Annotated in this window: 16 protein-coding genes and 1 pseudogene; 4 read left to right on the forward strand and 13 right to left on the reverse strand. The window is 71.7% G+C overall.

Features of this window, described 5'->3' with window-relative positions; genetic code table 11:
* Position 1 precedes the first annotated feature (1 nt).
* Complete coding sequence (locus tag P1V51_23595) at positions 2-382, reverse strand: SCP2 sterol-binding domain-containing protein (protein MDF1566039.1); 381 nt, start codon at positions 380-382, stop codon at positions 2-4.
* A gap of 2 nt (positions 383-384) precedes the next feature.
* Between P1V51_23595 and P1V51_23600 the strand changes: the two genes are divergently transcribed.
* From P1V51_23600 to P1V51_23610, 3 genes are read left to right on the forward strand one after another with little or no spacing between them, the layout of a single operon-like run.
* Entirely contained in the window at positions 385-891 is a 507-nt protein-coding gene (locus P1V51_23600) for a thioesterase family protein (protein MDF1566040.1), read from the forward strand.
* Positions 888-1,826 (forward strand): quinolinate synthase NadA, encoded by a 939-nt coding sequence (gene nadA, locus P1V51_23605; GenBank protein ID MDF1566041.1) that lies wholly within the window; start codon positions 888-890, stop codon positions 1,824-1,826. The genes P1V51_23600 and nadA overlap by 4 nt, the downstream gene beginning before the upstream one ends.
* A 24-nt stretch (positions 1,827-1,850) precedes the next feature.
* On the forward strand, positions 1,851-3,746 hold the full coding sequence (locus P1V51_23610; GenBank protein ID MDF1566042.1) for an ATP-binding protein: 1,896 nt from the start codon (positions 1,851-1,853) through the stop codon (positions 3,744-3,746).
* A 114-nt stretch (positions 3,747-3,860) separates the two neighbouring features.
* Here the strand turns inward: P1V51_23610 and arsS are convergent, their stop codons facing one another.
* From arsS to P1V51_23660, 10 genes and pseudogenes are all read right to left on the reverse strand, one after another.
* The gene (gene arsS, locus P1V51_23615; protein ID MDF1566043.1) at positions 3,861-4,907 is read right to left on the reverse strand and encodes an arsenosugar biosynthesis radical SAM protein ArsS; all 1,047 of its coding nucleotides are present in this window, start codon (positions 4,905-4,907) and stop codon (positions 3,861-3,863) included.
* 2 nt (positions 4,908-4,909) lie between these two features.
* Positions 4,910-5,245 (reverse strand): arsenosugar biosynthesis-associated peroxidase-like protein, encoded by a 336-nt coding sequence (locus tag P1V51_23620; GenBank protein ID MDF1566044.1) that lies wholly within the window; start codon positions 5,243-5,245, stop codon positions 4,910-4,912.
* A 35-nt stretch (positions 5,246-5,280) separates the two neighbouring features.
* Positions 5,281-5,427, reverse strand: a complete 147-nt coding sequence (locus P1V51_23625) for a hypothetical protein (GenBank protein MDF1566045.1) — start codon at positions 5,425-5,427, stop codon at positions 5,281-5,283.
* 15 nt (positions 5,428-5,442) lie between these two features.
* Positions 5,443-7,413: a HAMP domain-containing sensor histidine kinase gene (locus P1V51_23630; protein MDF1566046.1), complete on the reverse strand. Its 1,971-nt coding sequence runs from the start codon at positions 7,411-7,413 to the stop codon at positions 5,443-5,445.
* Positions 7,410-8,114, reverse strand: a complete 705-nt coding sequence (locus P1V51_23635) for a response regulator transcription factor (GenBank protein MDF1566047.1) — start codon at positions 8,112-8,114, stop codon at positions 7,410-7,412. The genes P1V51_23630 and P1V51_23635 overlap by 4 nt, the downstream gene beginning before the upstream one ends.
* 32 nt (positions 8,115-8,146) lie before the next feature.
* The gene (locus P1V51_23640; protein ID MDF1566048.1) at positions 8,147-9,367 is read right to left on the reverse strand and encodes a VWA domain-containing protein; all 1,221 of its coding nucleotides are present in this window, start codon (positions 9,365-9,367) and stop codon (positions 8,147-8,149) included.
* An 88-nt stretch (positions 9,368-9,455) separates the two neighbouring features.
* Positions 9,456-11,006, reverse strand: coding sequence for a PEGA domain-containing protein (locus tag P1V51_23645; protein ID MDF1566049.1), 1,551 nt, complete (start codon positions 11,004-11,006; stop codon positions 9,456-9,458).
* Between the two features lie 21 nt (positions 11,007-11,027).
* Positions 11,028-11,762: pseudogene (locus P1V51_23650) on the reverse strand (serine/threonine-protein kinase).
* 98 nt (positions 11,763-11,860) lie between these two features.
* Positions 11,861-13,441, reverse strand: a complete 1,581-nt coding sequence (locus tag P1V51_23655) for a response regulator (GenBank protein ID MDF1566050.1) — start codon at positions 13,439-13,441, stop codon at positions 11,861-11,863.
* Between the two features lie 6 nt (positions 13,442-13,447).
* The gene (locus tag P1V51_23660; protein MDF1566051.1) at positions 13,448-14,431 is read right to left on the reverse strand and encodes a hypothetical protein; all 984 of its coding nucleotides are present in this window, start codon (positions 14,429-14,431) and stop codon (positions 13,448-13,450) included.
* 174 nt (positions 14,432-14,605) lie between these two features.
* On the opposite strand from P1V51_23660, the gene P1V51_23665 reads away from it, so the two are divergent.
* Positions 14,606-15,058, forward strand: a complete 453-nt coding sequence (locus P1V51_23665) for a hypothetical protein (GenBank protein MDF1566052.1) — start codon at positions 14,606-14,608, stop codon at positions 15,056-15,058.
* Between the two features lie 14 nt (positions 15,059-15,072).
* Here P1V51_23665 and P1V51_23670 read toward each other — a convergent pair whose 3' ends face one another.
* Positions 15,073-16,212 carry a hypothetical protein gene (locus P1V51_23670; protein MDF1566053.1) on the reverse strand — a complete coding sequence of 380 codons (1,140 nt, stop codon included), beginning with the start codon at positions 16,210-16,212 and terminating at the stop codon, positions 15,073-15,075.
* Positions 16,213-16,214: 2 nt separating this feature from the next.
* On the reverse strand, positions 16,215-18,326 hold the full coding sequence (locus P1V51_23675) for a heterodisulfide reductase-related iron-sulfur binding cluster (protein ID MDF1566054.1): 2,112 nt from the start codon (positions 18,324-18,326) through the stop codon (positions 16,215-16,217).
* Positions 18,327-18,706: the final 380 nt, after the last annotated feature.

Raw genomic sequence — 18,706 nt, forward strand, 5'->3', positions numbered from 1 at the left:
GCTACGTAGTTTCCGCGCCATCGTCGAAGGCCCGCAACAAAGGAAGAATCTTCATGAGGAGGAGCGGGTTACCGCGGACTCGGACCTGTCGGCGCACGACGTTCATCACCCTCGCGCGCCCGCGGCAAAGCGCGACGAAGGCCGCCAGGGTGCCGCCGGCGCGGACGTCGATCTTGCCGGTCTGGCTCTGGCCCAGATGGATGCGTTCACCCTCGAAGACCACCCGGGTCTCCATGCCCTCGGCCAGGAAGGCGGCCGAGCCCTTGATCTTCCGCGCGCGGCTCTGCCCCTCGGGGGTGGAGAGGGAGAGCTGGAGCCGCTCGCGCAGGAGCAGGGAGAGCAGGTGGAGCGTCTGCGGGTTCTCGGTCTCGAGGCGTACCATCGATGAGCGATCTACATATCAGGGCCGGGGTGGCGGGTGCTATCCTCTGCAACTCCATGTCCCACCGCTTCGACAGGCGCACCCTCTCGGAAGGCCGCGAGGTCCTCTACCGGCGCCCCCTCACGGTCCGCTTCCAGGACGCCGACGCCGCGGGGATCATCTTCTTCGCCCGGATCCCCGAGTACTTTCACGACGCCTACTTCGCCTGGCTGATGGAGGAGGGGGGCTTCGATCTGCCGGAGATGATGAGGACGGCCTCGATCATGATGCCGCTGCAGCACCAGAGCTGCGATTACTTCCGGCCGCTCTCCTTCGGGGAGCGGGCCGAGGCCCAGGTGGTGGCCGTCCACCTCGAGGGCTCGTCCTTCACCGTCGGATTCCGCATGATACGAGGAGACGAGGTCGTCGCGGTGGGCCAGCAGGTCCACGTCTGCGCCGACCGCCAGACCCTGCAGCGCCAGGCGCTGCCCGAGGACTTCGCGACCTTCCTGCGAGGAGACACCCCATGAGCAAGCACGTCGCCGGCGACATCTTCGAGGAGATCGAGGCCCTCAAGAAGGAGAAGAACGCCATCCTCCTGGCTCACTACTACCAGGAGGACGACATCCAGGACATCGCCGACGTCATCGGCGACTCCCTCGCGCTGGCCCAGGCCGCCCAGAAGGTCGACAAGGACGTCATCGTCTTCGCCGGCGTGCACTTCATGGCCGAGACCGCGAAGATCCTGAACCCCGAGCGCACGGTGGTGGTGCCCGACCTCGAGGCCGGCTGCTCCCTGGCGGACTCCTGCCCGGCCGAGGACTTCCGCGCCTTCAAGGCGAAGCACCCCGACCACGTGGTGGTCAGCTACATCAACTGCTCGGCGGAGGTGAAGGCCGAGAGCGACTGGATCTGCACCTCGTCCAACGCCCGGCGGGTGATCGACGCCATCCCCGCCGACACGCCGATCATCTTCGCCCCGGATCAGAACCTCGGCCGCTACCTCATCCGCGAGACCGGCCGGGAGATGAAGCTCTGGGAGGGGGTCTGCATCGTCCACGACATCTTCAGCGAACAGCGCATCCTGCAGCTCAAGGAGGAGCACCCCGAGGCCGAGATCATCGCCCACCCCGAGTGCCAGGAGGCCATCCTGCGCCACGCCGCCTTCGTCGGCTCGACCACCGGCCTGATCAAGCGGGTGGTCGACTCGCCGGCGAAGACCTTCATCGTCGCCACCGAGCCGGGGGTGATCCACCAGATGGAGCAGCAGGCGCCGGGCAAGACCTTCCTCGCCGCGCCCCCCGAGGACGAGACCTGCTCCTGCAACAAGTGCCCCTTCATGCGGCTGAACACCCTGGAGAAGATCCGGGACTGCCTGCAGTCCCTCGAACCGCGCCTGGAGATGCCCGCCGGGCTGCGCGAGCGGGCCAAGAGGCCCCTCGAGCGCATGCTCTCCCTGGGCTAGCGGCCCACCTCCGGCGCTCCCCGGATGACCTATCCCCTCACCTACCTCTACCTCCTCTCCTTCGTGGTGGTCCTCGCCATGACGGTGGCGGTGGGGATGGCCGCGCCGAGCCAGCCGGCCAAGCGCAGCCTCGTGCTGGCGATGATCACGGTGTGCCTCTGGGCGCTCGCCTCCTTCCTGATGAACCTGGCGGCGACCCCCGGACAGATGCGGGTCATCACCGACCTCTTCGCCATCGCCTGGTGCGCCTTGCCCTTCCTCACCCTGCGGGCCGCCCTCCTCTACGGGCGCAACGAGGCCTCCCTCGCCCTGGGCTACCGGCTCCTCCTCGCCGTGCCGATGGCGGTGTCCCTCTGGCTGAAGCTCACCGGCCGGCTCTCGACCGAGCTCGTCCCCGCCTGGCGAAACGGCGGCGCCTTCGACGTCGTTCCCACCGACTGGCAGCTGCTGGTCAACGTCTACTTCTTCGTCTACTTCGGCGCGGCCGGGATCGTGCTCTGGCGCAAGGGCGTGCTGATGAACGCCGAGCGGGTCCGGCGCACCGCGGGCTTCTTCCTGATGCTCGCCCTCCCGGGGGTGCTCATCGGCTCCTGGAGCTCGGACGGGCTCTCCCTGGTCAGCTGGCGCCCTTTCTTCCTCGACAGCATCATCGCCTCCGCGGTGGTCGCCGCCCTGGGCGGCGGGATGCTGCGCGAGATCTACTTCAAGCCCTGGGCCTCGGCGGAGGAGGCGCGGCGGCGCGCCGAGGAGCAGCTGGCGACCTTCATGTCCCTCTCCCCCGACTGCCTGGCGGTCGTGGACTTCGATGGGCACTTCCGGCTGATGAACCTCCCGGCCGCCCAGATCCTGGGCTTCGACTCGGTGGAGGCCTGCCTGGAGAGCGGGAGGGTCATCGACGACTTCGTCCCCCCCGCGGAGCGCAAGACCCTCGGCCAGATGCGCCTCGCGATTCGCGAAGGCGAGGTCCTGCGCGGCGTTCCCCTGACCCTCCAGCGCGCCTCGGGAGAGCAGATCGAGACCGAGATCAGCGTCTCGCTCCTGCGCGACGCCGACGGCGCGCCGAGCGGCTTCGTGGCGGCGCTGCGCGACGTCAGCGAGCGACGGAGCCTCGAGGAGGGCATGCGCCAGACCCAGAAGCTCGAGAGCCTCGGCCTGCTCGCCAGCGGGATCGCCCACGACTTCAACAACCTGCTCTCGGTGGTGATCGGCAGCTCGGATCTGGCCCTCGCGGCCTCCCGGGATCAGCCCGCGATCGCCGACAACGTCCAGCAGACCCTCCGGGGCGCGAAGCAGCTCGCCGCCCTGACCCGCGAGCTGCTGGTCTACTCGGGGCGCGCCCGGCAGGTGGTCGGCCCCCTCTCCCTCTCCGAGCTGGTGCAGAACATCAGCGGCCTGATGGACGTCTCCCTGCCGCGCGGGGTGACCCTCCACACCGACCTGGGGACGGACCTGCCCACCTTCAGCGGCGACGCCACTCAGATCCAGCAGGTGGTGCTCAACCTCATCACCAACGCCGCCGAGGCCTCCGCCGAGGCCAGCGGGGCCGATCCCGGGCGCGGCGAGGGACGGGTCCGGCTCTCGACCTCGCTGCGCACCCTGCGGCGGGGCGAGGCCCGGGACGCGGGGGCGGCGCTGGTGGTCCCGGCCGGGGAGTACCTCTGCCTGGAGGTGGAGGACGACGGCCCGGGGATCGACCCGGAGATCCGCGAGAAGATCTTCGATCCCTTCTTCACCTCCAAGGTCGCCGGCCGCGGGCTGGGGCTCTCGGCGGTGCTGGGCATCGTCCGCGAGCACGGGGGCTACACCCTCCTCTCGAGCGGGCCCCGGGGGACGACCTTCCGGGTGCTGCTGCCGCCGGGCGAGAAGGCCGCGCGCCCCGCGCCGGCGCGGCCCGGCGCCCACGCCGACATCATCGAGTAGCCGGGGGGGAGCGTCCGCTCCCCCCGGACCCCCCAGCTCGAGCCTCCGCACCCGGAGCTCCGCGACCCTTCACCGGCTACGCGCCGCCTCCGGGTCGCTCCGAAGCCGGGGCGCCTAGTCGAGCTGGCCGCCGCAGGAGGAGCCGCCGCCGGCGGTGCAGCCGAAGCAGTGGCGATGGGCGACGATGGCCCGGCCGATCAGGCGGGCGGGCTCGGCGTCGAAGATCGTCGCCGGGGCGCCGGGAGCGAGGCCGAGCTCCAGCATCTGGTTGAAGTCGCAGTCGTGGAGGGTGCCGTCGTGGGCCACGGAGATCATCGAGCGGCACATCACCCCGGCCGCGGCGACCGGGTTGAAGGCCTCGACCAGGCGCTGGAGGTAGTCGTCGAGGTTCTCGGAGAGCTCCAGCCACTCCAGGTAGCGCGCGATGGGCATGTTGGTGATCGTGAAGAGCGAGTCGAAGACGATCCCGTGCAGGCGCTCCAGCTCCCGCTTCCACTCGGCCTCGAGGCTCCCCTGCGAGGGCGGCAGGAAGGCGCCCACCGGGTTGGTGACGATCCGCAGCTTGAGGCCGCTCTCCCCGTCGCCGTAGCCCACGGCGTTGAGCGCCCGCAGGGCCGCGATGCTCCGCTCGTAGACCCCCCGGCCGCGCTGCCGGTCGGTGGAGAGCTCGCGGTAGTGGGGCAGGGAGCAGACGACCTCCACCCGGTTGCGGGCGAAGAACTCCGGCAGGTCCCGCCCGGCGCCGGTCTCGAGGATGGTCAGGTTGCAGCGGTCGATGACGTGCCGGCCGCGGGCGCGCACCTCCTCGACGAACCAGCGGAAGTGGGGGTTCAGCTCCGGCGCGCCGCCGGTGAGATCCACCGTCCGCACCTCGCTGCGGTCCAGGAAGGAGAGGCAGGCCTCCAGGGTCTCCCGGCTCATCACCTCGTCCCGATCCGGGCCGGCGTCGACGTGGCAGTGGCGGCAGGTCTGGTTGCAGAGCCGCCCGACGTTGATCTGCAGCACGTCGAGGGCGTGGGCGTCGAGGGGCCAGAGCCCGGCGGCCTCGCAGGCGTCGGCGAACTCCCGGGGGAGCTCGACCGCGTCGAGCCGCTCGAGCTGGCGCTCGGGCGAGGCGAGGGCGTGGCCCTGCGCCTTCAGGGTGGGGAGAGAGGGGGGCACCCTCACATCCCCAGCTTGTCGGCCTTGTTGCGCATCTGCACCCCGTGCACCAGCGACGCCCCGCCCCGGATGGCGGCGGCCACGTGCACCGCCTCGGTCATCTGATCGAGGTCGGCGCCCTTCTCGAGGCTGGCGCTGGTGTAGGCGTCGATGCAGTAGGGGCACTGCACGGCGTGGGCGACCGCCAGGGCGATGAGCGACTTCTCCCGCTCGGAGAGGGCGCCCTCGGCCATCACGGCCTCGTACCAGGCGAAGTACTTCTTCCCCAGCTCGGGGGCGTTCTTGGAGATGTCGCCGAACTTCTTGAGGTCGCGGGAGAAGTAGTAGTGGTCGTGCATCGCTGGGTGCTCCTTTTCCGGTCCGGGGCCGAGCTCTAGGGAGGCGGCGGGAGGAGGCCGATCCAGACGATCACGGCCACCCCCACCACCACGGCGATCAGGGGGGCTATGGTACGCCGCAGGTGGCTCTGGGCCACGCCCGGGGGCGCGCGGGTCTCCGGATCGTGCTGGCTCGCGCTCATGGCGAGGGGAGCCTATCAGCGCCCGGCCCTGAGGGTGAGCAGGAAGCTCGCCCCCTCCTCGGGATCCTCCAGCTCGAGGCTGCCGCCCATCTGCTGCGCCAGCCGGCGGCAGAGGGCCAGTCCCAGGCCCACCCCGGGGGCGGTGCCGGAGAGGTGCCGGGAGGACTTGGCGAAGGGCCGGAAGATGGTCTTGCGATCCGCCGCCGGGATGCCCGGGCCGTGGTCGCGCACCCGCAGGAGGATCCGCTCCTCGGCGGCGCCCACCATCACCTCGATCGGCCCGCCCTGCGGGCCGGCGTACTTGGCGGCGTTGTCCACCAGGTTGAAGAGCACCTGCTCCAGGGCCTGCGGATCGGCCATCACCTGCACCTCGGGCGGCTCCTTGAGCTCGAGGGTGAGGCCGGCCTGCAGCGCCCGCTCCGAGAGGCGGGGGGCGATGCGCTCGAGGAGCTCGGGCAGCGGGAGGGACTCGATCCGAGAGGCGTAGCGCCGGCCCTCGATGCGGGCGTAGGCCAGCACGTTCTCGACCAGGGCCGCGAGGCGGTCGGCCTCGCGGTGCAGGGTCTGGAAGTACTCCCCCTGGCGGTCCGGGCTCACCATCCCCTCGGAGAGCATCTCCGTGTACATCTTGAAGGTCGTCAGGGGCGTGCGCAGCTCGTGGGTCACCGAGGAGACGAAGGCGCCCCGGCGCTCGGAGAGGGAGACCGCGCCGAGCAGCAGGCCGAAGACCGCGAGGGCGGCGGCCAGCACGCAGGCCCAGGCGATGGCCAGGGAGACGGTCAGCGGCTGCAGCCCGGCGCGGGCCTCCGAGGGCAGCGCGCCGGGGACCAGCCGCACCGGGAGGGTGGCCAGCAGGCGGGGGGAGTCGTCGAGGGGCGAGCTCGCCGGCACCAGCCGCGCCTCGGGGAGCAGGTCCCGCGCCTCCTCGAGCAGGGCCGCCTCGATGACCGGCCAGTCCAGCCAGGCCCCCTCGAGGTAGCGGCGGCCTTCGACCTGCGCCCGGCGGAGCATCAGCAGGTGCCCCTCGAACCAGAGCGGGCGCATGGTGCCGGTGGCGACCTCCAGCAGGCGCGGCGGCGCCGCCGGGCTCCAGCCCTGCGCCGCGCCGAGGCCCAGGTTGTTGTCCAGCGCGTTGAGGTTCCCGGGCAGGGCCGCGGTGCCGCCGCCGAAGAGGTTGGAGAGGGAGCCCTGGCTGGCCTGCTGGAGGACCTGCTCGGTGGGCGCGACCAGCTTGGCGTCGGAGCCCTTCTTCTGCGCCGGCTGGGGCTCGGGCTTGGCCTTGGTCTCCTCCACCTGCTCGGTGGTCAGCGGCGGCGCCGCCTGCTGGTTGAACTCGGCGAAGTCGTCGTTGGTGGGGTTGTAGTAGTTGCCCACCTGGCGCTGCACGGCCTGGGCGCGCTTGTCGAACTCGACCCGGGTGCGCGCCTTCTCCTTGCGCACCTTGGCCAGCCGCTCGGGCTCCTCGGCGCTCAGGGTCACGAGCTGCTCCTTGCGGAAGCCCGCCCGCTTCTTGCGCAGCTCGATCTCGGCGTCGGGGATCTGCCGCGGCCGCGCGCCGGGCCTCGCCAGGGCCAGGAGCTCCCCCTGCTCCACCGGCGCCTCGGGGAAGGCGGCGTGGAGGGCCTCGGCCCCCAGGGAGACGGTCAGGGCGACGAGCTCGCCGGAGCGGCCGAGGTCGGGGGTCGAGAGCCGCCCCTCCTTCTCGTCGTAGAGGAGGTGGGCGCGCACCCAGTCCACCGGGGCCTTGCGACCCTCCTCCAGGTAGAAGCGGTGGGGGCGGCCGGTCTCCTGGGCGATGAAGGGGGTCAGGGCGCTGTCCATCCGCCAGAGGGTGAGGCGCACGGCGTCCTCGAGCTCGGCCTTGGCGGCGGCCTCGGTCTGCGCCTCGTCGAGCTCGAGGGCCGTGGCCGTGACCCAGCCCATGCCGCCGAGCACGCCGAGGAGGCAGAGGGCGAAGAGGCCCCAGGTGAAGAGGGGACGGCTCACGCCTCGCTCGTCCCCTCGAAGCGGTAGCCCTTGCCGCGCACGGTGACGATCAGCCGCGGCGCGCCCTCGGGCTCGCGCAGCTTCTCCCGCAGGCGAGCGATGTGCATGTCGATGGTGCGGGTGTGGACGTGGGCGGGGTCGAGCTTCCAGACCCCCTTGAGGAGCTCGTCCCGGCTCACCGCCCTTCCGGCCCGCGCGGCGAGGAAGCGCAGCAGCTCGAGCTCGCGCTCGGAGAGCTCGGTGCGGCTGCCGTCGGTGTGGGTGATCGCCCGGGCGGCGAAGTCGACCTCCCCGCCGGGGATCGCCAGGGTCTGGATGTCGAGGGGCCGCTCGGCCGAGCGGCGCAGGACCGCCTCGACCCGGGCGAGGAGCTCCCGCACCGAGAAGGGCTTCACCACGTAGTCGTCGGCGCCGAGCTTCAGCCCCTTCACCCGGTCGGCCTCCCGCCCCCGGGCGGTGAGGATGATCACCGGCAGCGTCGGGTGGACCTGCCGGACGGCCTCGAGGATCTCGAAGCCGTCCCCGCCCGGCAGCATCAGGTCGAGGAGGATCAGCTCGCAGGGGTTGCGCAGCGCGGCCTCCCGGCCGGCCGGGGCGTCCGCTGCCTCGAAGGGGGCGAAGCCCTCGAACTTCAGGGCGTCACAGACGCCCTGGCGGATGGCCGGATCGTCCTCGATGACCAGGATGCGGCGGGCTGGCATGGGCTCTCCTCTCCTCGCTTTCCTTCGAGCTATCAGCTTTCGCCCGGCGCGGCGACCTGGGACCCCTCGACCTCGAAGCCCCCGGCCGCGGCCTGGTTGCGGATCGAGTCCACCAGGGAGTCGTCGAAGCTCTGGCCCTCCTGCTGCGCCTGCTTCTGGCGCTCGCTCGCGACCCAGCCCTCGCGCTCCTTCTTGAGCTTGCCGAGGCGCGCGGTGAGGGTGTCGCGCCGCTGCTGCAGCTTCTCCACCTCCACTTTCAGCTCCTCGTCGGAGAGGCCGGCGTACCGCGCGTCGAGCAGCTGCTTGTCGAGCTGCCGGATCTTGGCCTTCTTCTTCTGGATGGCGCTGACCAGGTCCCACTTGGAGTTGTCGTAGACCTTGGTGCCCTTGGTCATCGCCCGCTGGATGTTCGCGCCGCGGCCGGTGGAGAGGGCGTTGAGGTCCTGCGCCGCCACGTTGGCGAGGCCGGCGCTGCCGTGGGCGCCGAAGGCGATGGTGGTCTCGTTGATCTGCGCGCCGAGGCGGGCGATCTCCTCGTCCTGGGGCGCGGCGATCCAGGTGAGCGCCTGGTTCTGATCGATGCTGTGGAAGCGGCCACCCGCCAGGAGGGCGCCGTCGCGCCAGTGGCCGGCGATCCCCGACGCCTCGGGGCCGCAGTGGACGGTGTTCACCTTCACGCCCCTCTGCCGGGCGTCGGCGAGGGCCTGCTGGTAGTCGACCGGCCCCTGATCGAAGCCCTCGTTGCCGGCGATGAAGATCAGCTTGAGGGTCCCGGGGTCGGGGTCCCAGGCGAGGCCCTTCAGGGCGGCGTCGATGACCTGGCCGCAGTGCTCGGAGCCGCCGTTGGTGGTCAGGGCGAAGAGGCCCTGGCTCACGTCGTCGAGATCGGTGGTGAAGGCCTGCACCTGCCGCAGGTAGCCGGTGGCGGCCTCGAGGCCGTCGTTGCCGTACTCGTAGAGGGCCACCCGCAGCTCGGGGGTGCGGCCCGCGCGCTTGAGCTCGGCCAGCTCGTTGACCACCCGCCACAGGCGGGTGCGGGCCTGATCGATGAGGCCGTCCATGCTGCTGGAGGTGTCGAGGAGGATCGCCAGCTGGACGATGGGAGGAGGAGCCGCTGGCTCCTGCGGGGCTTCGATGGGCGCGGGTTGCGGGAGGGCCACCTTCTCGGCCGCCTGGAAGTAGCGGGCCTGCACGAAGAAGGCGGTGACGAAGAGGGCGAGGGCGGCGGAGAAGATGCCGATGGTTCGATTCATGGGGGGCTCCCGGCCTTTGGGGGTGGAGGTGGCTTCACCTCGACCCTAGCCAGGGCCTCCCGGCGGGGGGGTAACGGCTCTGTAACCGTCAGTGCCCGGCGGCGCGCGCCCGCTCGAGCTCGGCCTGGGCCCGCAGGTCCATCAGGCGGGCGTCGATCTTGTCGAGCTCGGCGATCAGACGATCCTGCCGGCCCTGCAGCTTGTCGCGGCTCGAGCCGATCTGCCGCACCTCGCGGTCGGAGAGGATGCCGGTCTCCATCCGCTCGGTGGCCGACTGGATCAGCTCCCCGAGGCGATCGACCTCGTCCTGGAGGCCGGCCTGCCGGGACTCGAGGACGGCGACGGGATCGACCAGGCGCAGGTCGACCTTGAGCTGCTTGCCGGGCTTGGGCCCCTTCAGCTTCTTGCGGCCGATCTTTCCCTCCCGGCGCGCCTCGACGACCACGCTGCGGCGCGGCGCCACGGCGATCTTCGCCGGGGTCTGCAGGCCCAGGGCGACGCCGTCGAGGTAGAGCTCGGCCCCCGCCGGGCGGCTGCTCACCATCAGGTAGGCGGCCCGCGCCAGCTGGGTCTCCCAGGTCACCGGCTCCCGCTGCAGCTTCAGCACGATCGAGGCGGTGGCGTGGCCCTCGAGGCCGGCCAGGAGCTGGTGCTCCCCCGGGGGCAGGGTGATCGTCCCGGGGGTCTGGAGGAGCAGCACCCTCCCCTCGCTGGTCACCTGCGCGCCGGGCGGCTCGGTCGTCACGGTGACCTCCACCAGCTTCTCCAGGTGGATCCGCACCGGCCGCTCGGCCTGGGTGTAGGGGAGCTTCACGGTGGTGGGGACGTGGCCCTCGAGGGTGGCGGTGACGACGTGCTCGCGCAGGGCGAGGGTCTCCACCCGGGTCGGGCTCGGGGCGCTCACCGGCTGGTCGTTGACGACCAGGCTCGCCCCGGGCGGGGTCGTCTCGATCTGCAGGGTGACCTTGCCGTCGGCGGGCGCGGCGACCTCGGCCTCCTCTCCGCCCAGGAGGAAGAAGCCCAGCCCGCCCACCAGGGCCAGGAGCCCCAGGGCCCCGCCGCCGATCAGCAGCCAGGGAGGCCGGCCGCTCGGGCGGGGCGCGGCCGCGGCCGCCTCGGGCCGCAGCTCGGCCGAGGGCGAGGGGGGGCGGGCCGCCGGGGTCGAGAGGTCCGGCGCGGAGGGCAGCAGATCGTCGGGGGAGGAGGGCCCGGGGGCCGCCGCCGGCACCGGCTCGTAGGCGAGATCGAGGGCGGGCTCGGAGGCCGCCGGCCGGAGGTCGTCGAAGGTCGGCGCGACGAAGGCGGGCCCCGGGCCGCCCGGATCGGCCGGGACGTACTCTCCCTCCAGGGCCGTGGCGAGGCCGGGGGCCGGGGCGCCGAAGGCGTCCTCCAGGGGAGGCAGGCTCGAGGGATCGAAGGGCGCCGGGGCCGTCGCCGTCGCGGCGGGGAGCGGCGGCGCGGTCCAGGCCGCCTCCGGGCCCGGGCCGGTGGGCGCCGGGGGAGAGGAGGGGCTGGCCGGCGGGGTGGCGCCCGCCGGCGCGCCCGGGAGGCCGAGCGGCGCGATCTCTCCGCGCAGCCAGGCCGCGACGAGCTCCTGGGGGGTCCCGGCGCGGATCCCGCTCAAGGTCCGGGAGAGCATCGCCTGGGTCGCCTGGGCGTCGGGGCGCGCGCCGGGCTCGCGCTCCAGCATCGCCATCACCGCGTCCACCGCCCCGGCGTGCAGCTCCGGGTTCACGTCGGCGAGGTGGGGCACGTCCTCGGTGACCAGCTGGGCGATGATCGCGGGCGTCTCCTCGCTGCGCCAGATCCGCCGGCCGGTGAGCGCCTCCCAGAGGATCACCCCGAGGGCGAAGACGTCCGAGCGCCCGTCGATCTCCTTGCCGCGCACCTGCTCGGGCGACATGTAGGCCGGCTTCCCCTTCACCAGCCCCAGCTGGGTGGTGGTGTCGCGGCCGGCGGCCTTCACGATCCCGAAGTCGAGGAGCTTCACCCAGCCCTGCTCGGTGACCAGGAGGTTGTCGGGGGAGATGTCGCGGTGGACGATCCCCATCGGCGCGCCCTGCTCGTCGGTGGCCGCGTGCGCGTAGGCCAGGGCCCCGGCGGCCTGGGTGCCGAGGGCCATCCCCACGGCCTCCGGGAGGCGCAGCCCCGCCTTGCGCATCTGCGCCAGGAGGCGGTGGAGGGAGTCGCCGGGGACCAGCTCCATCACCAGGAAGACCCTCCCCTCGTCCACGCCGAAGTCGTAGACCTGCGCGATGCCGGGGTGGGTGAGGCGGGCGACGATCCGCGCCTCGTCGTGGAACATCTTCAGGCGAAGGTCGTCGTCGTCGGTGCCGGTGAGCACGACCTTGAGCGCGACCTCCCGCCGGAAGCCCTCGGGCCCCTCGGCCACCGCGCGGTAGACCTGGGGAGCTGCGAGGAGTCACTCACGCGATCCCGACCTTAGCTCAAGTCCCTCCCCGCGGGGGTAGAGAGCCAGCAGGCGCCGGACCCTCAGCCCAGCAGGCGATCGATGAGGGCCTGGAGCGAGAACCCCTCGCGCGCCTCGACGTAGAGGCCCATGCCTCCCCGGCGGCCGAGATCGACCCGCACCACCCGGCCGTGAGCCCTCACCGGGGGATCGCCCGGCTTGAGCCGGATCTCGATCTCGTACTCGCTCCCGGGCGGCGGCGGCGTCGCGTCGATCACGAAGAGGCCGCGGGCCGAGATGTCGCGGGTGAAGGTGTGGAGGGTCTGGTTGCGGTCGGGCAGGCGAATCAGCTTCACCGGCAGGCTCGCCTCGTGGCGCGGGTGCTGCCGCCGATCCTGGCCGGCGGGCTCGGGCTCGGGCTCGGGGCTCGCCAGCCCGGCGCCGGGGTCGAAGCCCGCGGGCGGCGGGGGCGCCGTGATCACGGGCGGGAGCGGCGGGGGGAGCGGCTGGAAGAGGTCGGGCTCGGAGCCCGGGCCGAAGAGGGGGGTGAAGCTCTCGGCCTCGTCCACGAGCGAGGCCAGCTCGCCGTAGCCCGGCTGGATCATCTCTCCGGGGTCCGGCGCCGGGGCCACCAGCCCCTCGATGATGTCCAGCTCCACCGGGGGCAGGAGCTTCAGGAACTCGTCCGCGCCCCGGAAGCCCTCGTCCCGGGCGTAGCGGACCAGGGTGCTGATGAGGAAGAGGTTCATCTGGCGCTGCCGGGCGCCATGGACGAGGCGCCGCGCGCGCACCTGGAGGATCTCCGTGCCCTCCGAGCGCAGGACCAGATCCGAGATGCCGTGGGAGAGCGCCGCCAGCCCGTCGTGGACCGTCGGCGCCTTGGAGGTCACCAGGATGTCGAGGAGGGGGTCGCGCTGCTTGAACTCGCGGATGAGCTCCACCGAGCGCTCGGACTCCAGGCTGACGATCGCGGTGAGGGCGCCGAGGGCGCCGACCAGGGAGAGGGCGCCCTCCTCGTCCTGCCGCTCCTCCACCGAGATCCCCTCGAGCACCAGGGCGCCGCAGAGCACGTCGGAGATGACCTCGGACTGCTGGAAGAGCAGCACGTCGGTCTTCAGGCGCATGTCCTGCTTGTGCTCGAAGAGATCGCGCCCGATCTTCTTGACCACCGAGGCCTCACCCCGGGTCTCGACCAGCGCCGCCTTCAGCTCCTTGATGATGCGGCGGTAGACCTTGGCCTGGATGCCCGCGGCGCAGACCGAGTCGAAGCGGTTGAGCACCTGGGTGATGTCGTCGAAGGGCTTGGCGATGTAGTCGCGGGCGCCGGCCCGCAGGGCGGCGGAGATCGACGGCGCCGAGGGGTAGGCGGTGATCATCACCGAGGGGACGTCGAGGCCCTGCTGCTGCACCTCGGTGAGCAGATCGACGCCGCTGCCGCCGGGCAGGTTCTTGTCCACCAGCAGCAGATCGAAGGGCTCGGCCGAGATCGCCTCCCGGGCCTCCTCGAGGCCCTCGGCCTCGGCCACCTCGTAGCCACCGGACTCCAGGACCGCCCGGAGCAGCTCGCGGATCACCTGCTCGTCGTCGATGATCAGCGCCCGGACGTTGCGGCCCAGCGCGCGTGCGTAGGGAGCCCACCCTCCCGCTGACTGGTTGGGAACCATCGTCCTCTAGGGCCCGACCGCGGAGGGCAGGAGGGTGAAGAGGATCCCCTCGAGGCTCCCCACGCAGTCCATCAGCTGATCGGAGAAGGTCTGGGTGGGCCAGTCGCCGCGCCCGGCGGGATCGACGAGCTCGGCGGCGCTCGCGTAGGGCACGGCCAGCTCGCAGCTCACCCGGGCCCAGTAGCCCTCGGAGGCGCGGTCGACGATCTTGTCCACCGAGACCGCGTAGGGGCCGGCCTGATCGGAGGTCGTCCCGCTGGCCTGGAGCTGGCCCGCGTCGAACTGCTCCAGCCAGGTGGTGGAGGGGAAGGCGTCCTCCTCGTAGTAGCTCTTCGCATCCCAGGCGATGGTGCAGCCGGTGCCCCAGACGCAGGAGATCGAGGCCACCCACCAGTTGAAGTCGCCCTCGCAGTAGGTGTCGCCGCAGAGGTTGTCCACGGCGTTCACCACCTGGTCCTCCTCCTCGGCCGAGAGCCCGTTGGGGGGGCCGGCCGCCGGGCAGCCGGCGCCCGCGCAGGTGCCCAAGAGGGTGAAGGTCCCCTCGACGGAGTCCTTGTAGCCCTTCACGACCAGGCGGTAGCCGCCCGCGTCCAGCCCCCGGGCGATCTGCGAGCCGATGGAGCCGCCGTGGTCGTCGTTGCGCGCCAGGTAGCTGCCCCAGCTCTCGGCGGCGGGGTCCCAGCGATAGAGGTAGGCCACGGTGTCGACGTTCGGATCGACCGGCGCGGTGGTGAGGGTCACCTCGGCCGCGCCCGAGAGGGTGAAGTCCCAGGCGTGGAACTTGTGCTGGCCGGCGGCGCCGTCGAAGGTCCCCCGATCCTCCGCCCCCCAGCGCAGCTCGCCGTGGAGGGTCGGCGCCCACCAGGTGTCGGACTTGCCGTCCGCCTGGGGCATCGGGGTCTCCTCGCCCTTCTCGGCGCCGCTGCCGCCGCAGCCAGCGGCGAGGATCACGAGCGTGAACGCGAGCGCGAGCGAGCCGAAGAACCGCATCCTGCTACCCCTCCTTCTGGTCACCGGCGGGCCCGCCGGACGAACCTCGATTCTTGGCACGATGCGTTGGCCGAGGCAATCGATCCCCCCTCCTCGGGGGTCTTTCGTTTCACCGGGCACGGCCACTACGATGGCCCCGCTTCCCGCTCTTCACTCCCCGATTCGAGGTCACTCATGAGAATCCTCCTGCCCCTGCTGGCCCTCCTCCTCCTGCCCGCCTGCACCATCATCTTCCAGGACACGACCAGCCCGGCCGAGTCGGTGGAGCTCGGCGGCGGCCGGGCCGTCCCTCCGGGCCTGACCGAGTCTGGCCCCCTCATCTGCGAGGGCAACGACGAGCTGCGGGTCGAGGGGCTCTACATCGTCGGCGACGGCCCGGGCATCCACGCCCTCGACAACTGCGATCTGTGGATCGTGGGCTCGGTCATCGACGTGCGGGGCGTCGCCCTGCGGGTGGACGGCAACGGCGACGTGCACGTGCAGGACAGCCAGCTGCTGGGAACCGACGCGGCCTTCGTGATCAACGGCAACGGCGACCTGCGCGTCTCGGGCTCGGTCTTCACCGGACGCCGGGAGATCGCCGGCAACGGCGAGCTGCACGACGACGGGAACAACACGTTCAACTAGGCTGCGAGCTGCCCTCAGCGTCCCACGCGTAGCCTGCCGTCGAGATCGAGCCCGATGATCCGATAGGGCCCCGCGTGAAGGAGCACCGCCTCCCGCAGCTGCGGCACCCGCACCGCCTCGGTGGCGTCCCCGAAGTAGGTGGTCTTCGCGGACTGCATCAGCCAGGCGCCCCGGGGGCCGGCCGAGAGGCTGCCGATGGCCGAGCGGGGGAAGGTGCCCCGCGGCCGCACCCTCTTCTTCGCCTCGGCGGCGGGCAGGGGGTTCTTCAGGCTGCGGTGGTGGAGGGCCACCGGCTCGTCGGGGGCGGGGTTCTTCGTCGAGACCAGGAGGGCCAGGGAGGCGGCCTCCTCCTCCTCGACGAGGTCGAAGGCCAGCACCCGGCGGGTGAGGCTCGCCTCGCCCACCGGCATCGGATCGAAGCCCCCGCCCTCGCGGCCGGTCGACACCGCCAGCCCCCCGGTCTCGGTGGCGTGCGCGACGACGGGCAGGCCGTCCCGCAGCACCAGGGCCGGCGCGACCTTCGGTGAGAGGCCGACGATCTCCCGGCCGAGGGCGGCGCCCTCCACCTTCAGGTAGTTGACCTGGAAGAGCTTGCCGTAGGGCTGGAGGAAGACGAGGTGGATCGCGCCCTCCGGCGAGACCGCCATCTGCACCTCGAGCGCCCGGTCGGCCAGCAGCTCGCCCCGCCAGAGCTCCTCGCCCCGGCGGTGGAGCAGGCGCAGGGCGCCCTCCCCGTCCACCGCCTCCCGGGGGGCCTCGGGCGGCGGCGGGATGCGCGCCTTCTCGCCGATGGTCGGCGCGGTGATCGCCGCGATCACCGGGGCCCCGGCGGCGGTGAGGCCCAGGGCCGGGCGGCCAGGCAGCGCGCCCGGGGTGACCTCCTCGACCTGGAAGCGGGTGGCCGAGAGGCGCAGGTAGACGAGGCGGCCGCCGCGGCGCCGCGCCGCCAGGGAGATCTCCTCCCCGGAGGTGGCGAGGGCCGCGAGGTGCGTGAGCTGCAGCTCGTAGGCGGCGGCCACCGGCTCGGTGAAGCCGTCCGCCGCCCGGGAGAGGTCGGGCGGGCCTCGCCGCTCGGTCCCGGCGCACCCCCGGGCCTGACAGCCGCCGAGGGCCACGAGGCCCCCGACGATCAGCAGCCCGAGGAGGTGACGCACGCTCACGCCTCGGCCGGCGTCTCGCTGGCCTCGGCGACGGGCTCCACGGCCGGCTCGGCGGCGGCGCCGGAGGGGGTGGCCGCGGGCAGCTCGGCCTTCTTCTCCACCACCATCGCCTCGGCCACCAGCTCCGCGATGTCCTTGGTCGTCATCTCCTCGTCGTAGCCGAGCTCGGAGATGCCGTCCTTCACCATCGTCTGGCAGAAGGGGCAGGAGGTCGCGACCAGGTCGGCGCCGCAGGCCTTCGCCTCCTCGACGCGGTTCTGGTTCACCCGCTCGCCGATGTGCTCCTCCATCCACATGCGGGCGCCGCCGGCGCCGCAGCAGAAGCCCTCCTGGCGGTTGCGGGGCATCTCGGTCAGCTCGGCGCCGGTGGCGCGCACCACCGTGTTGCGGGGCGCCTCGTAGACGTCGTTGTGGCGGCCGAGGTAGCAGGCGTCGTGGTAGGTGATCGAGAGGCCCTCGTGGACCCTGGGGTCGAGCTTCACCCGGTGATCCTTGAGCAGCTCCTCGATGAGCTGGCTGTGGTGGATCACCTCGTAGCTCCCGCCGAGGTCCGGGTACTCGTTGGCGATGGTGTTGAAGCAGTGGGGGCAGCCGGTGACGATCTTCTTCACCCCGTAGCCGTTCATCGTCTCGATGAGGCCCATCGCCATCATCTGGTAGAGGTACTCGTTGCCGGCCCGGCGGGCCTGGTCGCCGTTGCAGGTCTCCTCGTTGCCCAGGATGGCGAACTTCACCCCGGCCTCGTGGAGGATCTTGGCGATGGCGAGGGTGTTCTTCTTGGCCCGGTCGTCGAAGGAGCCGGCGCAGCCCACGTAGAAGAGGTACTCGAAGTCGCCGCCCTCGGAGGCCCGGGGGATCTCGAAGTCGAGGCCCTTGGTCCAGGCGTCGCGGTCGCCCGCGGCCACGCCCCAGGGGTTGGACTGGTTCTCCATCCCCTTGAAGGTGCCGGTGAGCTCCTGCGGGAAGCGGCTCTCCACCATGACGAGGTTGCGGCGCATCTCGACGATGCGGGGCACCTGCTCGATGAAGAGCGGGCAGGCCTGCTCGCACCAGCCGCAGGTGGTGCAGGCCCAGACGGTCTCGTCGGGGATCACGCTCGGGTTGAGCTCGGGCAGCTCGCGGCTCTCCTTGTCGGTGACCAGGGGCTTGCCCGGCTTCCAGAGCTTCTCGCCGATGAGCTGCTCGCTGACCTCGTAGGCGTGGTGCTTGAGGGTCTGGTTGAGGCCCTTGAGGGTCAGGGGCTTGGCGGTGACGTAGGTCGGGCAGTGGGTCAGGCAGCGCCCGCACTCGGTGCAGGAGTAGGCGTCCCAGAGGGTCTTCCAGCCCAGATCGTCGAGCTTGGCCGCGCCGAAGTAGGGGTTCTCCTCGTCCTCGAGATCGAGGGTCGTCAGCTTCGCCTTGGGGCCGAGCTTCTTGAAGTAGACGTTGGCGAGGCCGGTGACGACGTGGAAGTGCTTGCCCACCGGCAGCAGGTTCAGGAAGACCAGCAGCACGGCGACGTGGGTCCAGAACCAGAAGTGGTTGAGGGCCGCGAGCGCCCCCTCACCGACGTTGGCGTAGACGCCCGCGAGCGAGGCGGCCAGGGGGGTGTGGGCCTCCACCAGCTTCTGGGACACCCAGCCGCCGTCCAGCGCCATGTCCGAGAGCATCAGGTAGGAGATCATCGCCAGGATCCCCAGCGCCTCCCGGGAGAGGTTGGGCTCGGAGCGCTCGGACTTGAGGATCAGCCGGCGGTAGAGCACCAGGCTCACCCCGACCAGCACGCCGATCGAGAAGATGTCCTTGGCCCAGGCGTAGGCGACCCCCAGGGCGCCCTCGGCGCCGACCAGGGGCAGGTCGAAGCCGATGGCGAAGCCCTTGCCCACCAGGGTGATGGTGCGGATGGAGACGACCAGGAAGCCGAAGAAGATCAGGACGTGGGCGATGCCGGCCCGGATGTCGGGACGCTGCACCAGGCGCCGCTGGCCGAAGCCGAAGCGCACCAGGGCGTCGGCGCGCTCGGCGCCCTTGTCGAAGCGGTTCTCCTTGCGGAGCGCGAGCACCAGCCGCAGGCGGTGCTGCATCGTGTAGGCAAAGAAGCCGAGGGCCAGGAGCAGCATGACTCCCATGACGATTGGGTTCATCCGGATGCCTCCACGACCGGGCGCGTCAAAAGCGCCCGGCAAAGCTGCAAATTCAAGGGGATGCGTCGCCCACCGTCCCTCGACTGCGACGCGCTGCGACATTAGCCGCCCGCTGCGCCGCCGACAAGACGGCCTGAAGCTGTGAGCCGTGAGCTTCGAGCTACGGGTTCGCTCCTCGCTGGCTCGACCGCTCCTGCTCATTCACTACCCGGCACCTGGTTGCTGAGAGCTGATAGCTGATAGCTCAGAGCTCGACGGCACTCTCCCCACCGAGCTCCCCGTGACCGACCAAGCCTCAACCAGCGCGCCCGAGCAGCGTTCTCTCGCCGCGATCCTCTTCTCCGACATCAAGGGCTACTCGCGGC

It is taken from the genome of Deltaproteobacteria bacterium (assembly GCA_029210625.1).
Classification (GTDB): domain Bacteria; phylum Myxococcota; class Myxococcia; order SLRQ01; family SLRQ01; genus JARGFU01.

Excerpts from the sequence above, each read along its gene's own strand:
- P1V51_23645 (MDF1566049.1), bottom strand. The coding sequence starts at position 11,006 with ATGCTCTCCCGGACCTTGAGCGGGATCCGCGCCGGGACCCCCCAGGAG.
- P1V51_23620 (MDF1566044.1), bottom strand. The coding sequence starts at position 5,245 with ATGCACGACCACTACTACTTCTCCCGCGACCTCAAGAAGTTCGGCGAC.
- P1V51_23660 (MDF1566051.1), bottom strand. The coding sequence starts at position 14,431 with ATGCGGTTCTTCGGCTCGCTCGCGCTCGCGTTCACGCTCGTGATCCTC.
- P1V51_23640 (MDF1566048.1), bottom strand. The coding sequence starts at position 9,367 with ATGAATCGAACCATCGGCATCTTCTCCGCCGCCCTCGCCCTCTTCGTC.
- P1V51_23655 (MDF1566050.1), bottom strand. The coding sequence starts at position 13,441 with ATGGTTCCCAACCAGTCAGCGGGAGGGTGGGCTCCCTACGCACGCGCG.
- P1V51_23595 (MDF1566039.1), bottom strand. The coding sequence starts at position 382 with ATGGTACGCCTCGAGACCGAGAACCCGCAGACGCTCCACCTGCTCTCC.
- P1V51_23665 (MDF1566052.1), top strand. The coding sequence starts at position 14,606 with ATGAGAATCCTCCTGCCCCTGCTGGCCCTCCTCCTCCTGCCCGCCTGC.
- P1V51_23635 (MDF1566047.1), bottom strand. The coding sequence starts at position 8,114 with ATGCCAGCCCGCCGCATCCTGGTCATCGAGGACGATCCGGCCATCCGC.
- P1V51_23675 (MDF1566054.1), bottom strand. The coding sequence starts at position 18,326 with ATGGGAGTCATGCTGCTCCTGGCCCTCGGCTTCTTTGCCTACACGATG.
- P1V51_23625 (MDF1566045.1), bottom strand. The coding sequence starts at position 5,427 with ATGAGCGCGAGCCAGCACGATCCGGAGACCCGCGCGCCCCCGGGCGTG.
- nadA (MDF1566041.1), top strand. The coding sequence starts at position 888 with ATGAGCAAGCACGTCGCCGGCGACATCTTCGAGGAGATCGAGGCCCTC.
- P1V51_23600 (MDF1566040.1), top strand. The coding sequence starts at position 385 with ATGAGCGATCTACATATCAGGGCCGGGGTGGCGGGTGCTATCCTCTGC.
- P1V51_23610 (MDF1566042.1), top strand. The coding sequence starts at position 1,851 with ATGACCTATCCCCTCACCTACCTCTACCTCCTCTCCTTCGTGGTGGTC.